This is a genomic window from Thioalkalivibrio sp. ALE9, from assembly GCF_000377445.1.
Taxonomy (GTDB): Bacteria; Pseudomonadota; Gammaproteobacteria; order Ectothiorhodospirales; family Ectothiorhodospiraceae; genus Thioalkalivibrio.
Genome location: NZ_KB898131.1, coordinates 13,848 through 28,447, shown reverse-complemented (window position 1 = coordinate 28,447; position 14,600 = coordinate 13,848). Strand labels below are relative to the sequence as shown.

Here is a 14,600-nt window from a genome sequence, read left to right as displayed (position 1 = left end):
AATCGCCCTTGCCCTTCTTCGTGCCTTCGTGTGCTTCGTGGTGAATTAAGAAGGACTACCCCGGCGTACGGGGACGTTCGCGCCACTGGCGTTCGAGGTCGGCGGCCGGCATCGGGCGGCCGAGCAGGAAGCCCTGGATCTCGTCGCAGCCCATCTCGCGCAGGAAGCGGTGCTGCTCCTCGGTCTCTACGCCTTCGGCCAGCACCCGCAGTTTGAGGGTCTTGCCCAGGCCGATGATGGCGCGGGTGATGGCCTCGTCGTCCGGGTCGTTGCCGATGCCCCAGATGAACTCGCGGTCGATCTTCAGCGTGGTCAGCGGCAGCCGCCGCAGGTAGCGCAGGGACGACTGCCCGGTGCCAAAGTCGTCGATAGCCACCGACACCCCGAGGTGCACCAGGCGCTGGAGCATGGCCGCGGCCGCGTCGATGTCCTCGACCAAGACACTCTCGGTGACCTCCACCTCCAGGCGCTCGGGGGCGAGCCCGGCTGCCTGAAGCGTCTCGAGGATGCGCTCGGGCAGGTTGGGGTCGGCGAACTGGCGCGCAGAGAGATTGATCGCCAGGCGCAGGGGCGGAAGGCCCTTCCGGTCCCACTCCACCAGTTGTTGCGTGGCGGTGCGCAGCACCCAGTCGCCGATCGGCACGATCAGCCCGGTCTGTTCCGCCAGCGGGATGAAATCCGCCGGCGAGATCATCCCGCGCTCCGGGTGGCGCCAGCGGACCAGGGCCTCGATGCCGGCCGTGTCACCCCGATTCAGGCCGGTCTGCGGCTGATAGTGGAGCTCGAACTCGCACTGGCGCAGCGCCGTGCGCAGCCCCTGCTCCAGTTCCAGTTGCTCGCGCGCCTGGGTGTTCAGCCTCTGCGTGTAGAAGCGACAGGTGTTGCCGCCGGCGTTCTTGGCATCGTGCAGGGCGCTGGTGGCATGGCGCAGCAGGTCGTCCTTGCCCCGTGCATCCTGCGGGAACAGGCTGACGCCGGCACTGATCGTCGCCACATGCTGGCCATCCCCCAGGGCGAACGGCTCGGCGCAGTGTTGCAGGATGGCCTGCGCGCGATCACGGGCCTCGGCCGGGTCCGCGATCGCGGTCAGGACCAGGGCGAATTCGTCCGCGGCCAGTCGTGCGAGGGTGTCGCGTGGCTGCAACTGATGCTGCAGCCGTTGTGCCAGTGCGTTCAGCAGGGCGTCCCCGGTGTCGTGTCCCAGGGTGCTGTTGATCGAGGTGAAGCGGTCGATGTCCAGCAGAAGTACCGCCAGTGTTTCTCCCTGGCGTTCGGCCTCGTCGAGGGTCGCACGCAGGCGGGTGCGCAGCCCGGTCCGGTTGGGGAGGCCGGTCAGGGCGTCGAAGTTGACCAGCTTGAACAGGGCCTGTTCGGTCTTCTCGCGCTCGGTCAGGTCCTGATGGATACCGAGGATGCGGGTGGGCGTATCCTCTGCGCGTTCGCCTTCGGCCAGCATGTAGCGTTCTTCGCCGTGGGGCAGCAGCAGGCGATGCCGGATGGAGAAGCGGTGGGTCTGGCCGTTGGCCAGGCGCAGCAGGGCGAATGCCAGCGCGGCGCGATCATCCGGATGGGTGGCCTGCACCAGGGCCTCGCGGGTCAGGGTGCGGGGCTGGTCGCCATGTCCGAAGAGTTTGCTTGCCTCGGGCGAGAGGTGGACCTCGTCGGTCTCCAGGTCCCAGTGGCCGATGCGGGCCACACGCTGTGCGGCCAGCAGGCGTTGATGGCTGTCCTGCAGGGCCTGCTCGGCGCGCATGCGTTCCTGCACCTGATGGGTCAGCAGGTCGATAGCCTCGCGCAGGTGTTCGGCCTGCTCCGGTGTGTCGTCCGGCCGGTCCGCGCGCTGTTCGCGCAGGACCGCGAACTGCAGCGGCTCTTGGGCGTGCTGGCAGGTCCCGATGTCGATCAGGGCGGGACGGGGCCGGCCGTCCTCGCGGACCAGGTCCACCGGGTCGCGCCGCGGGATCCAGCCCTCTGCCCGGGTCGCCTCGCGCAGCCGCTCGTGCAGGTCGAAGGCCGGGTCTCGCGGCGTGATCAGGCGGGCCAGATTGCGGCCGTCCAGGCTGCAGGCGGTGGTGCCGAACAGGCGTTCCGCCGCCGGGTTGGCGTAGCGTACGGTGCCGTCGGCCGTGACGAAGAGGATCGCCTCGCTCAGCGCGTTCACCAGATCGAGCGGGGCGGGGCTTTGACGGGTCTCCAGGGCGTAGGTCATGGCGTATCGCCGGATTCGCGCTGGGCGTCGGGGTCCGCTTGCCAGCGGTAGTCGGCTTCGACCCGGTTGCCGCTGCCGTGATAGCGCACCTGTTCGCACAGCTGGCGTACCAGAGTCAGTCCGCGCCCCCACAGGCGCTGGTCGCCACGGCCCTCCAGGGCTTCCTGGATCCGCTGGTGGTCGAAGCCCGGTCCGCTGTCGCGCACGCGGATGCGGATGCAGTGCTGACCATCCAGCGGGCGGTAGCGCAGGGAGAGGGCGATCCGGCCGCGGATGTCGCTCAGGGCCGCGGCGCGCTGGCGATAGTACTGCTCGAAGCCCTCCACCGTGGCCTTCATGCCGGAGTCCAGCCGCAGGACGCCGTGTTCGAAGGCGTTGTTGCACAGCTCCGCAATCACGGTCTGCAGGGCTTCGGCATGGCCCCCTCCCAGGTTCGGCAGCCATTCGAGCAGCTGGCTGCGCGCTGCGCCGACCAGGTCGACTTCGGCGAGGCGCTGGTCGCTGGCCTCCAGGGACCAGCGCAGCGTGCCCCGAAGCTCGTGGCTCTGCGGTCGTTCGCTCTCGGTGACCACGCCCGGGCTGCAGTCGATGGTCACCAGAGTCATGTCGTCGGCCGGCGTCTGGTCGCCACAGTGGGTATCCAGTGCCTCGCGGATGCGCTCGAAGGCGGTCCCGGCCGATTCGCCGGCCTGGCAGTGGCGAAGGATTGCGTCCTCGCCAAAGGCCGTTCCGGCGATATCGGTGGCTTCGAGCACGCCGTCGCTGACCAGCGTCAGCCAGTCGCCGTCGTCGAGTTCGTAGCTGCGTGCCCCGGTGTCGAGGTCCAGCCGGGCGAGGATGCCCAAGGGCATGGCCCGGGACTGGATACGCCGGACTCGGTCCTGGCGGGTATTGCACAGCCAGGCGTCCGGCATACCGCCATTCCACAGGCGTACCCGGCGGCCGTCGGCGGAGAAGGTGGCGAGCAGGGCCCCCATGAACATCGCCGGCGGCAGGAAATCATGCAGCACATGGTTCAGCTCGTGCAGCAGCTCCTGGTCGTCCACGCCGGCCTCGGTCAGGGTGTGGAAGGTCTCGCTGACCGGGTAGGCGCCGATCGCCGCGCTCAGGCCGTGGCCGGTGAAGTCGCCCACCAGCACGCGCAGGGCCCCGTCGGGCGTGTAGTCGGACAGCACCACGTCGCCGCTGAAGGTGGAGGCCGCGCAGCGATGCAGCTGCAGTCGGTCCAGCCCGCGGTTGCGGCGGGTGATGGCGCGCGAGAACAGGGTCTCGGCGGTTTCCTCCTCCCAGGCCTGGCGCGCCTGGGCGCGCAGCAGGGCGGCGTTGCGGCTTTGCAGGCCAGTGTGCAGGTCGCGCAGGCGCTCCATCGCGTGGATCTTGGCCTTCAGGATCGCGAGGTTCAGCGGCTTGCTAAGGAAGTCGTCGCCGCCCGATTCGATCGCCCGCAGCAGGGCGTTTTCGTCGTCCAGCGCGGTCAGGAAGATCACCGGGATGAAGTGCGCGCCCATCTCCGCCTTGATCCGGGACGTCGCCTGGTAGCCGTCCATCTCCGGCATCATCACGTCCATCAGGATCAGGTCGGGGGCCTGCTCCCGGCAGGCCTGCACGGCTGCCCGGCCATCCGCGGCCTCGCGCACGTCGTAGCCGGCTCCCTGCAGCATCATGCGCAGCAGCCGCCGGTTGTGGGGGTCGTCGTCGGCGACCAGTACTCGGCCTTCGCCGGAGATCAGGTCACCGGGCGGGGTCGAGCGCGGCTCGGGGGCGGTGTCGTCCACGGGGCCGGTTACTGGATGCGGAACAGGCGGCCAAAATTGGCGATGTCCAGTACCTTGCGCACGCCCTCCGAGGCACCGGTGATGCTGACGTCGGAGAACTCGCCGCCGGCGTGTTCGCGCAGCAGGAGCAGCATGCCGAGTGCGGAGCTGTCCATGTACTCGGTATGGGCGAGGTCGACGATGTAGCGCACGCCGGTCCCGCCGGTGTCGCGGTAGGCGGCGCGGAAATCCTGGTGCTGCTCGAAGTCGAACCGGCCCTTGACCCGGATGCGGACTTCCTTGCCGTCGTCGGAGGTGTACTGCTCGATGCTCATATGCGGTTCCTGGCGCTGTGGCGGGCTTCATGCCCGGTGAGAGTTGGTACGCGGCCCCGGGATTCGCGATCGGGTACGCGATCGGGTACGCGGGGGTTCGACGGAAAAACCTCAGAACAATTCCACATCCCCCGTGCCCATGTTCTGCTGGTTGACTGCGCGGTGATAGGTCTCCTGGCGGCGCTCGCGCCATTCGCGCACGCGGGTGGCCATGGCCCGCGCGTCCTCGGTAGAGCGGGCCTCGTGCAGGATGCTTCGCAGCTCCTGCAGATGTGCCACGGCCTCCTCCGCGGTGCCCAGTGACTGGCGGGCGATGTCCTCGAACTGCAGCGAGCGCACGGCGGTCGCGACCGCCTGGTTCATGCGCTCGCTCAGCTCGGCCTCCTCGCGGATGCGGTCCTCGAGCTCGTCGGTGGCGCGCTGCGCGTAGGCGAACAACCGGGTGATGCGTTCCTTCTCGCCCATACTTTGGTTCATGTCGCGCGAGGCCATGTCGTGTACGGTCCCGTGGACCTTTTTGATCGATTCGCGGGCCTGGTCGATCTGCGCGCGGATATCGTCGTGGAAGGTGGCCGAGCGCTGGGACAGCGAGCGCACCTCTTCGGCGACCACGGAGAAGCCGCGCCCGGCCTCGCCGGCCCGCGCCGCCTCGATGCTGGCATTGAGCGCCAGCAGGTTGGTCTGCCCGGCGATCGCGCCGGCGCTGTCCAGCAGCTTGAACACCCCGTCCATGTGCTGGCTCATGTCCTCCATGTGGTGGGCGCTCTCCACGCTCTGGCGGCTGATTTCCACCAGGGTGTCGATGAACATCTGCAGGGTCTCGTCGGACTTGCGGGTCAGTTCGGTGATGACCTCGGCGTGGGTCATACCCTGTCCGTCAGCGCCCTCTCGCGCGACGTCGCTGGTCATCAGTTCCATCTGGCGGTCGGCGATCTGGTGCATCTCGTTGAAGCTGGTGCCCAGTTCCTGCACGGCATCGGCGATCAGCCCGCGCTGGCGGCCGATCTCCGCCTCCAGCTGGTCCAGCTCGAAGCGCATCGCCTGGTCCAGCGCGTCGGAGAGTTCGCTGCCGCCGGTGGGCTGGCTCGCGGTCATGTCCGCGCTGGATTCGGCCGCCGGGGCCGGCCCGCGCAGATACGCGCCTGCGGTGATCAGGGCCGCCAGTCCGGCCAGGATTGCGGCCCCCAGAGCGATCCAGCCGGCCCCATTCAGTGCGGCGAGGATCGCCCCGAGCAGGAGCAAAACGGCGAGGCTGAGCGTCAGCCCCTTCTGGGTGATGTCACGGGTCAGCCATTGCATACGGTGGTCCATTCCGGTGGCTCCTATTCGCCGGCTGCGGCGGCTTTGCGGTGATCGCGGATCAGCGCGGCGGCGATCCGACCCAGCGGCAGCACCTGGTCAGCGGCGTCCAGCCTGACCGCCTCGCCGGGCATACCCCAGACCAGGCTGGTGCTCTCGTCCTGGGCGATGGTGTGGGCCCCGGCCTCGCGCAGCGCCTTGAGCCCGCGGGCCCCGTCGTCACCCATGCCGGTCAGCAGGGCGGCCATGACGTTGGCCCCGGCCTGTTCTGCGGCCGAGTTGAACAGCACGTCCACGCTGGGGCGATGACGGTTCACGGGGCCGCTGCGGTCCAGGCGGCAGACGTAGCGGGCGCCGTCCCGCGCCAGACGCAGGTGGTAGTCGGTACCCGGGGCGACGTAGGCATGCCCGGGCATCACGATGTCGCCGTCCTCGGCCTCCTTCACGCTGAGCGCGGTGTTCCGATCCATGCGTTCTGCAAAGGCGCGACTGAAGCCGGAGGGGATGTGCTGGGTGATCAGGATGCCCGGCGCGTCCGGCGGCAGGGCCGTTAGCACCTCGCGCAGGGCCTCGGTACCCCCGGTGGAGGCCCCCAGGGCGATTACCCGGTCAGTGGTGCGAAAGCGCGCCGCGCCCGCGGAGGCGAGCCGCTGCGGCGCTGCTGCCGGGGTCGCGCTGCGGGCCTGCAGGCGGATGCCGGCCGCGGTGCGGATCTTGTCGATCAGGACGTCGGCGTACTCCTGCAGGGCGTGGGAGACGTCTACCTTCGGCTTGGTGACAAAGTCCACCGCGCCGACCTCCAGGGCCTCCAGGGTCACATCCGCCCCCGCTTCGGTCAGCGAGGAGACCATCACCACCGGCATCGGGCGCAGGCGCATCAGATTGCGCAGGAAGGTGATGCCATCCATCTTCGGCATCTCCACGTCCAGGGTCAGCACGTCGGGTTCGTGCTGCTTGATCTTCGTGCGCGCGTCATAGGGGTCGGAGGCGGCGGCGACCACCTCGATGTCCGCGGCCTGCGACAGGATCTCGTTCAGCAGCTTGCGGATCAGGGCCGAGTCGTCGACGACCAGAACGCGGATGGGCTTGGCATTGGCAGGCATCTAGAACAGCTCCACGTCGCCCTGCAAGGGATCGTCCTGCAGTCGGCGGCGGTAGTCCTGCTCACGCTCGAGCAGGGTGTTGTTGTGCAGGGCCACGAGCTTCTTGATGCGCACGCGCCCGGTGGCGGGGAAGAAGACGACCTTGCGCGGCCAATGCCCGCCGACGTCCTCGGCGACCAGGTCCAGGTTCTCCTCGCGCAGGAAGCGGCGCAGGAAGGTGATATTGCCGGCACCGACGTCGGTCATCCCGGCCATTACGCGGCCGCCGCCGAACATCTTGACGCGCAGGTCGCTTCGCTCCGCGCCCAGCTTCAGCAGTTCGTTGATCAGGAACTCCATCGCATGGGTGCCATAGCGCGTGGCATTGGATACCGCCGGTCCCCAGCCGCTGTCACGGGCGCCGTCCGGCAGCATGAAGTGGTTCATGCCGCCGATGCCGGCCGCGGGTGACCAGACGCAGGCGGACACGCAGGAGCCCAGCACCGTGGTGATCAGTTCGGTCGGCGAGACCGAGACGTAGCACTCCCCCGGCAACAGCTTCGCGGCCGGGCAGGCGTGCACCCGGTCCCAGTAGCGATTGATGTGTGCGAAGGCGCCATCGTGCAGCTGCGGCAGGGCGGACATCAGGCCGCCCTCCGGTACAGCGTCTGCTCCAGCAGCCGGAAATCCTCGGTCACGCGGAACAGCGACTCGGAGTGCCCGATGAACAGGTAGCCCTCCGGGCGCAGCAATTGCGCAAAGCGTTCCACCAGCTGTTTCTGCGTCGGCTTGTCGAAATAGATCAGCGTGTTGCGGCAGAAGATCACGTCCAGCGGGCCCTTCATGGGCCATGGGTCGAACAGGTTCAGCTGGCGGAAGTTCAGCATGGCGCGCAGCTCGTCGCGGATCTTGACCCGGCCCTCGTTGGCGCCAGTCCCGCGCAGCAGCCAGCGCTTCTGGCGCGCCTGCTGGATGCCGGTGACGCGCTTGGCGTCATACACCCCGGCATCGGCATGGACGACCACGCGCGAGTCGATATCGGTGGCGAGGATGCGCACATCCTCCGGCGACGGCAGGGCCTCGGCCAGCGTCATCGCGATGGAGTAGGGCTCCTCGCCGGTGGAGCATCCGGCCGACCAGACCTTCAGCGGGCCGGTCGGGTTGGCCCGCCGGAGCTCCTCCAGCACCGGGCCGCCCAGCATCTCGAAGTGGTGCGGTTCGCGGAAGAACGCGGTCAGGTTGGTGGTCAGCGCATTGATGAACTCCTCCAGCTCGCCCTCGTCGCCCCCCTCGACCCGGTCCAGGTAGGTGTCGAAGGCATCCAGGCCGAGCACGCGCAGCCGCCGCGAGAGCCGGCTGAAGACCAGCTCCTTCTTGCTCTCGTTGAGCATGATCCCGGTGCGTTCCTGCGTCAGGCGCGCCACGCGCCGGAAGTCGCGCTCGCTCAGGCGATCGGAGGCGGCCATCTAGCATCGAGCCTCCATCCTCAGAACTCCTCCCATTCTTCGGAGGCCTCCTGACGCGAGGGGGCCGGGCGCGTGCTGGCGGCGTTGCCGGACGCGGAGGCCGGGCGCTTCAGTCCGGTGGCACTGCCCTGGCCGGCGGCGGTCGCAGGCGTCGGACGCTGGCTGGGCTGCTTCATGGCCTGGCTGGCGGCCGCGGCCTGCTCGCCCTTGAAGAAGCTCATCAGCTCCAGCAGTTCGCGCGACTGGTCGTCCAGCGATTCGCTGGCGGCCGCGGCCTCCTCGACCAGGGCGGCATTCTGCTGGGTCACCTCGTCGAGCTGGGTCACGGCCTTGTTGATCTCGTCGAGGCCGGTGGACTGCTCCTCGCTGGCCGCGGCGATCTCGGCAATGATGTCGGAGACCTTCTTCACCGAGTCGACGATGTCCTCCAGGGCCTTGCCGGAGTTGTCGACCAGCTTGCTGCCTTCGCCGATGCGCTCCACCGAGTCGTTGATCAGGGTCTTGATCTCCTTGGCGGCCTGCGCACTGCGCTGGGCCAGGTTGCGCACCTCGGTGGCGACCACCGCGAAGCCGCGGCCCTGCTCACCCGCGCGGGCGGCTTCCACGGCGGCATTCAGTGCCAGCAGGTTGGTCTGGAATGCGATCTCGTCGATCACGCCGATGATGTCGGCGATCTTCTTCGAGGACTGGTTGATCTCGCCCATCGCGGTCACGGCCTTGTCGACCACCTCGCCGCCTTCCTGGGCCTTGTCGCGGGCGGCGCTGGCGAGCTGATTGGCCTGCTTGGCGTTGTCCGCGTTGGACTTGACCGTGGAGGTCATCTCCTCCATCGACGAGGCGGTCTCCTCCAGCGAGGAGGCCTGTTCCTCGGTGCGCTGGGACAGGTCGGTATTGCCCTGGGCGATCTCGGCCGAGGCCGAACGCACGTTGCCCGCGCCCTCGAGGATCTGCCCCACGAGCTGGTCGAGGTTCTCCAGCGAGGTGTGGATGGCGTCGCGGAACTCGGCGAATTCGCCGCGGAACTCGCCCTGCATGCGCACGCTCAGATCGCCCTCGGCCATGGCCTGCATCACCCGAGAGCCCTCGCGCACCGGCGGGACGACGGCGTCGAGCAGCTCGTTCAGGCTCTCGGCGATACTTTGGGTGAATCCGCTGTAGCGCTCGGTCTCCAGGCGTTCGCTCAGGTTGCCGCTCGCCGCGTCGCGGATCAGGGCATCGATCTCGGCCTCGGCGGTCCGCATCTCGGTGACATCCCGCCACTCCAGCATGTTGCCGGCATAATTGCCGTCGTCGTCGATGATCGCGGTCGCGTTAATCCAGAAGCGCAGGTCGCCCAGGCTGATTTCGGTTTCGTACGGCAGTTTGGACGGGTCCTTCAGGATGGAATGCTGATGCGACGGGACCGAGTGAAACTGGTCAATGGACTGGCCCACCATGTTGTATGGGTCGAAGCCTGGAAACGCCTTGGTGAAGGCCTCGCGGTGTTTCTGGAACATCGCGGTCAGTGATGCGTTGGAAAAGGTGATGGTCATGTTCTCGTCGCACATCATGAGTGACGCGGTAGCGCCATCAATCGCAGCCCTGAAGCGAGCGCGCTCGCGGTCCGCCTCGTTCCATTCCGTCACGTCCTGCCACTCGACCATGCTGCCGATGATCCTGCCGTTGTCATCGGTGATCCCGGATGCCTGCAGCTTGAATTCGAGTCCACCGACCTCGATCTCGGCGGTGTAGGGCATGCGTGCCGGGTTCGACAGGATGGCGCGCTGATGTGACGGGTCCTTGTGGAATTGGTCGATCGACTGTCCCACGAGGTTGTCCGGATCGAAGCTCGGGAAGTGCTGCTGCAGGATGTGGCGGCGTTTCCGCAGCAGACTGACGACCGCCTCGTTGGCGTAGATGATGTTCATATCGTCGTCGCACATCATCACCGCCATTTGCGACCCCTCGCAGGCGGCACGCATGAAGCGGCCGTCCATCATCTCGTTCGGGTCGGTTTCTGGGGCGTCGGTTTGCGGATTGGCGGCCATGGGGGTGTCCTCGCTTGGCTTGTTCGTATGACGCGCGGCCGAGGTGCGGCGGCGGGCGGGTTTGTTGGTTTTCGGCGTCTCGGTTTTCGGGCCGGACCGGGGTTCGGGGGCGGCTTCGTCAGAAGCCGTGCGCTCGCTCGGGGCCTCGTCGGAGCCCGGTTCGCGGGCCGCGCTGGATGGGTCCATCCAGCCCAGCGGGTCGTTGCCCAGCTTGTTGCGTTTGCGTGTCGTCATGGCCCGTGTTCTCCCTGGCTTGCGGCTCAGGCGTGTGCCGCCGTCGGGCGGGTGTTGGTTGGTGCCCCGGCCGCGATCAGGTCGGCGGCCAGTTGCTGGAAGTCCGCGGCCGCGCGATGGCGCGGCTGGTACTCGAAGATCGTCTGCCCGAAGCTCGGGCTCTCGGCCAGCACCACCGACTCGCGGATGGTGGTGGGCAGCAGGGCATCGGCGAAGTGTTCGCGGATGCGCTCGCGCACCTCGCGGGCGTGGCGGCGCTGTTCGACAAAGCGCGACAGCACGATCCACTTGCGACGGCTCGTACCCAGGCGCGCCTCGATGCCCTGCAGGATGCGCATCAATCGCGACAGCCCGTTCAGGGCCAGGAAGTCTCCGGCGACCGGGATCAGCATCTCGTCGGCGGCGATGATGGCGTTCATGCCCAGCAGGCCGGCCGACGGCGGGCAGTCGATCAGCACGAAATCGAAGGTCTGTTCCAGTCTGTCCAGCGCCTTCTGCAAGCGCCAGCCACGCGCGGCTCCACCCTCGTTCAGGTTCTCGACCTCCTGTAGCTGTTCCCCGGCGGCGACGATCTGCAGCCCGTTTCCGGCTTCGCTGAAGGCGTCCTCCAGGCGCGCGCCACCCTGCAGGACCTGATCAAGGCCGGCCGGGTCCTCCAGCCCGAAGGCCATGGAGAGATGCCCCTGCGGGTCGGCGTCGATCGCCAGCACCCGATGCCCGGCCAGGGCCAGGGCATGCGCCAGGTTCAGGGTCACGGTCGTCTTGCCGACGCCCCCCTTCTGGTTGATCACCGCGATGCTCCGCATGGTTCCCCGCAGCCCCCGGCTACGCCGTGGCCTCGGCCGCGATGGCGTCGGTGCTGGCAATCAGGCCCGGGCCGAGCAGGGTGTCGATGTCCAGCATCAGGATCATCTTGTCGTCGACCGTCGCCAGGCCGCGTACGAAGTCGATCCCGATGCGGGTGTTGAAGTCGGGGGCCGGCTGCATCTCGTCAGCGCCCACGCTGTAGACCTCGGACACGGCATCGACGACGATCCCCATCACGCGCTCGCGGTCCTCGTTGATCACGCGCAGCATGATCACCACGGTGGTCGGGCCGTATTCCATCGGTTCCATGCCGAAGCGCAGACGCATGTCGATGATCGGCACGATCATCCCGCGCACGTTGATCACCCCGCGGATGTAGTCCGGGGCGTTGGGTAGCGGGGTGGGCTGCTCCCAGCCCTTGATCTCCTGCACCCGCAGGATGTCCACGCCGTATTCCTCCTCCGCGAGGATGAAGGTGAGGTACTGGTCCTCGCCGGCGGTGGCGGGGTCGTGGATGGACTGTGTTGCATCGTTTGCCATGGTGCTCGGCTCCTTGGGGTTCAGGCTCAGGCCGCGCGGGTGTCGCGTCCGGAGGCCATCCGCGCGATCCCGGCGACATCCAGGATCAGGGCCACCTGGCCGTCCCCGAGGATGGTCGCGCCGGCGGTACCGGGGACCTTGCGGAAATTGGTTTCCAGCGTCTTGATCACGACCTGCTGCTGGCCCAGGAGGTCGTCGACGCGCAGGGCGACGCGCTGGTCGTCGGCCTCGGCCACCACCAGCAGGGCGCGCTCCGGCAGCGGGCTGGGCTCGGCCCGGCCGAACAGCGCGGCCAGATCGACGATGGGGATGTATTCGTCCCGCAGCCGGTACAGCGGCAGCTTGCCGAAGGCCTGCTTCACGCTCTCCGGTTGGGTTTGCAGTGACTCGACGATCGCGATCAGCGGGATCACGAAGGTCTCGTCGCCGATCTTCAGCAGCTGGCCGTCCATGATCGACAGGGTCAGCGGCAGGCGGATGGTCAGGCGCGAGCCCTTGCCGGGCTCGGATTCCAACTCCACGTTGCCGCCCAGGCCACGGATATTCTTCTTCACCACGTCCATGCCGACGCCGCGGCCGGACAGATCGCTGACCTGGTCCGCGGTGGACAGCCCCGGCTCGAAGATCAGCTGCAGGATCTCGTGGCGGTCCAGTTGCTGGTTCGGGCCGACGATCCCGGCGTCGCGGGCCTTGGCCAGGATGCGGTCGGCATCCATGCCCTTGCCATCGTCGCGGATCTCGATGACCACGTTACCGCCGCGGTGGTAGGCCTCCAGACTGACCTGGCCGGTCTCGGGTTTGCCCGCCGCCGCGCGAACATCGGGCATCTCGATGCCGTGATCCACGGCATTGCGCACCAGGTGCACCAGCGGGTCGCCCAGGTGCTCCATGACCGTCTTGTCGATCTCGGTGTATTCGCCCTTCAGGGTCAGCTCGATCTGCTTGCCGAGCTGCCCGGAGATGTCGTGCACCAGGCGCGGGAAGCGGTTGAAGACCTGGGCGATCGGCACCATGCGGATGCCCATCACGCTTTCCTGCAGCTCGCGGGTATTGCGCTCCAGCTCCGCCAGGCCGGTGCGCAGGCGCTCGATCTGCGCCTCCATCTGCGAGGGGTCTTCCTCCAGCTGTTCGCTGATATCGGTCAGCATCGACTGGGTGATGACCAGCTCACCGACCATGTCGATGAGCGCATCGATCTTGCCGGTGTTCACCCGCATGGAGCTGGATTCCGCGCTGCGATTATTGCCGGCGCGCGCAGCGGGCGGCTCGGCGCGGGTCTCCGTGGCAGAGGAACCCGGGGGCGTAACCGGTTGCTCTGCCACTGTGTCCGGGGCCGTCTCGGGGGCGGCAAGGGGTTCGATCTCCAGGTCGCATTCGTCCTCAACCCATTCGAAGACCTCTTCGATCTGGTCGCGGGTCGCGTCCCCTTCCAGTTCCAGGGTCCAGGCGAGATAGCAGTCTTCCGGGTCGAAGGCCTCCGCGCTGTCCGGCAGGCGGTCGGTCTCGCAGTGCACGGTCAGTCGGCCCAGCTCCTCCAGCACCTCGAACATTCGCAAAGGGTCGTTGCCGGTGCGCATCAGGTCTGCAAAGGGCCGGAACCGGATGCGCCAGCCTTGCGGGCTGTCGCCGCCGGTGGGACCGGCCGCTTCGCCCGCCCCTTCAGACGTTGGGGCGGCCGGCGCGGGTTCGCCCAGATGGGCCTCGATCAGGGTGCGTACCTCGGCCACCTCGGCGGCGTCGGCCTCGCCGCCGTCACGGGCGGCATGCAGCTGGGCGCGCAGGATGTCCACCGCGCGCAGCAGCAGGTTCACCGTCTCCGGCGTCGCCTCCTGCTCGCCGTTGCGCATCCGGTCCAGCAGGGTCTCGACGCCGTGGGTGAACTCGGAGATCGCGCCGAATCCGAAGGTCCCGGCCCCACCCTTGATCGAATGGGCGCAGCGGAAGATGGTATTCAGGGTCTCCGGATCGCCGCCGTCCAGCGCCAGGAGTTCGGTCTCCATGCGCTCCAGCCCCTCGAAGCTCTCCTCGAGAAAGGCATCGACGAACTGGGCCATGTCGACCGACATGACTAGCGCAGCACCCGGTTCACGGTGTTCATCAGCTGGTCCGGGTCGAACGGCTTGACCAGCCAGCCGGTCGCACCCGCCGCCTTGCCTTCCTGTTTCTTCTCCGGGCCGGCCTCGGTGGTCAGCACCAGGATCGGGGTGAACTTGTAATCGCCCAGCTTGCGCAGTTCGCGGGTCAGTTGCAGCCCGTCCATGCCCGGCATGTTCACGTCGGTGATCACCAGGTCCGCCTTCGTCCCCTGGGCCTTGCCCAGGCCGTCGTTGCCGTCGCGCCCCTCGGTGACCTCGTGTCCGGCCTGCTTGAGGGTGAATGCGACCATCTGGCGCATCGAGGCGGAATCGTCCACCACCAGAACCTTAGCCATTGTGTTCTCCTGAATCGGTATCGTGTTCCTGTCCCGCACGCGCGGCGGCCGCGTCCGCACCGAGCGCCTGGAAGGCCTGCGTTAAGACGGCGCTTGCTCCGTCGATCGAAAAGCCCTGCGCATGGCGTGCCGCGCAGTGGCGTGCCATCAGCAGGACCTGAACCCCGGCGGCGTCGATATCGGCCACGGTCGTCGCGTCCACCTGAAGGTCCTCGCCGGCATCCAGCGCCACGCGCAGCTCCTGCCAGCAGGCGGTCGCGGTGTCGATGCGCAGGCGTTCGGGCAGCGCTATGGTGGTCATCGCCGTTACCTTTCCGTGAATTCGTTCACACTGTACAGGATCTGTACAGATATTTCCCAGCTCTTTGTAAAAAACTTGTACGGCTGCGGGTGGGAAAACTTGAGGACGGATTCAC

At 67.8% G+C, this 14,600-nt stretch carries 13 protein-coding genes; all 13 read right to left on the bottom strand.

Annotation, left to right across the window (positions count from 1 at the left end):
- Positions 1-55: 55 nt before the first annotated feature.
- Entirely contained in the window at positions 56-2,209 is a 2,154-nt protein-coding gene (locus tag D106_RS0111260) for an EAL domain-containing protein (RefSeq protein ID WP_018880085.1), read from the bottom strand.
- Positions 2,206-3,984, bottom strand: coding sequence for a SpoIIE family protein phosphatase (locus D106_RS0111255; RefSeq protein WP_018880084.1), 1,779 nt, complete (start codon positions 3,982-3,984; stop codon positions 2,206-2,208). Before D106_RS0111255 ends, D106_RS0111260 begins: the two co-directional genes overlap by 4 nt.
- A gap of 8 nt (positions 3,985-3,992) precedes the next feature.
- Positions 3,993-4,298: an STAS domain-containing protein gene (locus tag D106_RS0111250; RefSeq protein ID WP_018866661.1), complete on the bottom strand. Its 306-nt coding sequence runs from the start codon at positions 4,296-4,298 to the stop codon at positions 3,993-3,995.
- A gap of 111 nt (positions 4,299-4,409) precedes the next feature.
- A complete protein-coding gene (locus D106_RS0111245; RefSeq protein WP_018880083.1) occupies positions 4,410-5,609 on the bottom strand; it encodes a methyl-accepting chemotaxis protein in 1,200 nt (399 codons plus the stop codon).
- A gap of 11 nt (positions 5,610-5,620) precedes the next feature.
- Positions 5,621-6,700, bottom strand: a complete 1,080-nt coding sequence (locus D106_RS0111240; RefSeq protein WP_018880082.1) for a chemotaxis response regulator protein-glutamate methylesterase — start codon at positions 6,698-6,700, stop codon at positions 5,621-5,623.
- The gene (cheD, locus tag D106_RS0111235; protein ID WP_018880081.1) at positions 6,701-7,324 is read right to left on the bottom strand and encodes a chemoreceptor glutamine deamidase CheD; all 624 of its coding nucleotides are present in this window, start codon (positions 7,322-7,324) and stop codon (positions 6,701-6,703) included.
- The gene (locus D106_RS0111230) at positions 7,324-8,145 is read right to left on the bottom strand and encodes a protein-glutamate O-methyltransferase CheR (protein WP_018880080.1); all 822 of its coding nucleotides are present in this window, start codon (positions 8,143-8,145) and stop codon (positions 7,324-7,326) included. The genes cheD and D106_RS0111230 overlap by 1 nt, the downstream gene beginning before the upstream one ends.
- A 20-nt stretch (positions 8,146-8,165) precedes the next feature.
- A complete protein-coding gene (locus D106_RS0111225) occupies positions 8,166-10,406 on the bottom strand; it encodes a methyl-accepting chemotaxis protein (RefSeq protein WP_018880079.1) in 2,241 nt (746 codons plus the stop codon).
- A gap of 26 nt (positions 10,407-10,432) precedes the next feature.
- Positions 10,433-11,212: a ParA family protein gene (locus D106_RS0111220; RefSeq protein WP_018878444.1), complete on the bottom strand. Its 780-nt coding sequence runs from the start codon at positions 11,210-11,212 to the stop codon at positions 10,433-10,435.
- A gap of 19 nt (positions 11,213-11,231) precedes the next feature.
- The gene (locus D106_RS0111215; RefSeq protein ID WP_018880078.1) at positions 11,232-11,753 is read right to left on the bottom strand and encodes a chemotaxis protein CheW; all 522 of its coding nucleotides are present in this window, start codon (positions 11,751-11,753) and stop codon (positions 11,232-11,234) included.
- Between the two features lie 26 nt (positions 11,754-11,779).
- On the bottom strand, positions 11,780-13,819 hold the full coding sequence (locus D106_RS0111210) for a chemotaxis protein CheA (protein ID WP_018880077.1): 2,040 nt from the start codon (positions 13,817-13,819) through the stop codon (positions 11,780-11,782).
- A gap of 2 nt (positions 13,820-13,821) precedes the next feature.
- Positions 13,822-14,184 (bottom strand): response regulator, encoded by a 363-nt coding sequence (locus D106_RS0111205; RefSeq protein ID WP_018866670.1) that lies wholly within the window; start codon positions 14,182-14,184, stop codon positions 13,822-13,824.
- Entirely contained in the window at positions 14,177-14,485 is a 309-nt protein-coding gene (locus tag D106_RS0111200; RefSeq protein ID WP_018880076.1) for an STAS domain-containing protein, read from the bottom strand. Before D106_RS0111200 ends, D106_RS0111205 begins: the two co-directional genes overlap by 8 nt.
- Positions 14,486-14,600 lie beyond the last annotated feature (115 nt).

Excerpts from the sequence above, each read along its gene's own strand:
- D106_RS0111240 (WP_018880082.1), bottom strand. The coding sequence starts at position 6,700 with ATGCCTGCCAATGCCAAGCCCATCCGCGTTCTGGTCGTCGACGACTCG.
- D106_RS0111230 (WP_018880080.1), bottom strand. The coding sequence starts at position 8,145 with ATGGCCGCCTCCGATCGCCTGAGCGAGCGCGACTTCCGGCGCGTGGCG.
- D106_RS0111250 (WP_018866661.1), bottom strand. The coding sequence starts at position 4,298 with ATGAGCATCGAGCAGTACACCTCCGACGACGGCAAGGAAGTCCGCATC.
- cheD (WP_018880081.1), bottom strand. The coding sequence starts at position 7,324 with ATGTCCGCCCTGCCGCAGCTGCACGATGGCGCCTTCGCACACATCAAT.
- D106_RS0111245 (WP_018880083.1), bottom strand. The coding sequence starts at position 5,609 with ATGGACCACCGTATGCAATGGCTGACCCGTGACATCACCCAGAAGGGG.
- D106_RS0111215 (WP_018880078.1), bottom strand. The coding sequence starts at position 11,753 with ATGGCAAACGATGCAACACAGTCCATCCACGACCCCGCCACCGCCGGC.
- D106_RS0111225 (WP_018880079.1), bottom strand. The coding sequence starts at position 10,406 with ATGACGACACGCAAACGCAACAAGCTGGGCAACGACCCGCTGGGCTGG.
- D106_RS0111210 (WP_018880077.1), bottom strand. The coding sequence starts at position 13,819 with ATGTCGGTCGACATGGCCCAGTTCGTCGATGCCTTTCTCGAGGAGAGC.
- D106_RS0111205 (WP_018866670.1), bottom strand. The coding sequence starts at position 14,184 with ATGGCTAAGGTTCTGGTGGTGGACGATTCCGCCTCGATGCGCCAGATG.
- D106_RS0111260 (WP_018880085.1), bottom strand. The coding sequence starts at position 2,209 with ATGACCTACGCCCTGGAGACCCGTCAAAGCCCCGCCCCGCTCGATCTG.
- D106_RS0111220 (WP_018878444.1), bottom strand. The coding sequence starts at position 11,212 with ATGCGGAGCATCGCGGTGATCAACCAGAAGGGGGGCGTCGGCAAGACG.
- D106_RS0111200 (WP_018880076.1), bottom strand. The coding sequence starts at position 14,485 with ATGACCACCATAGCGCTGCCCGAACGCCTGCGCATCGACACCGCGACC.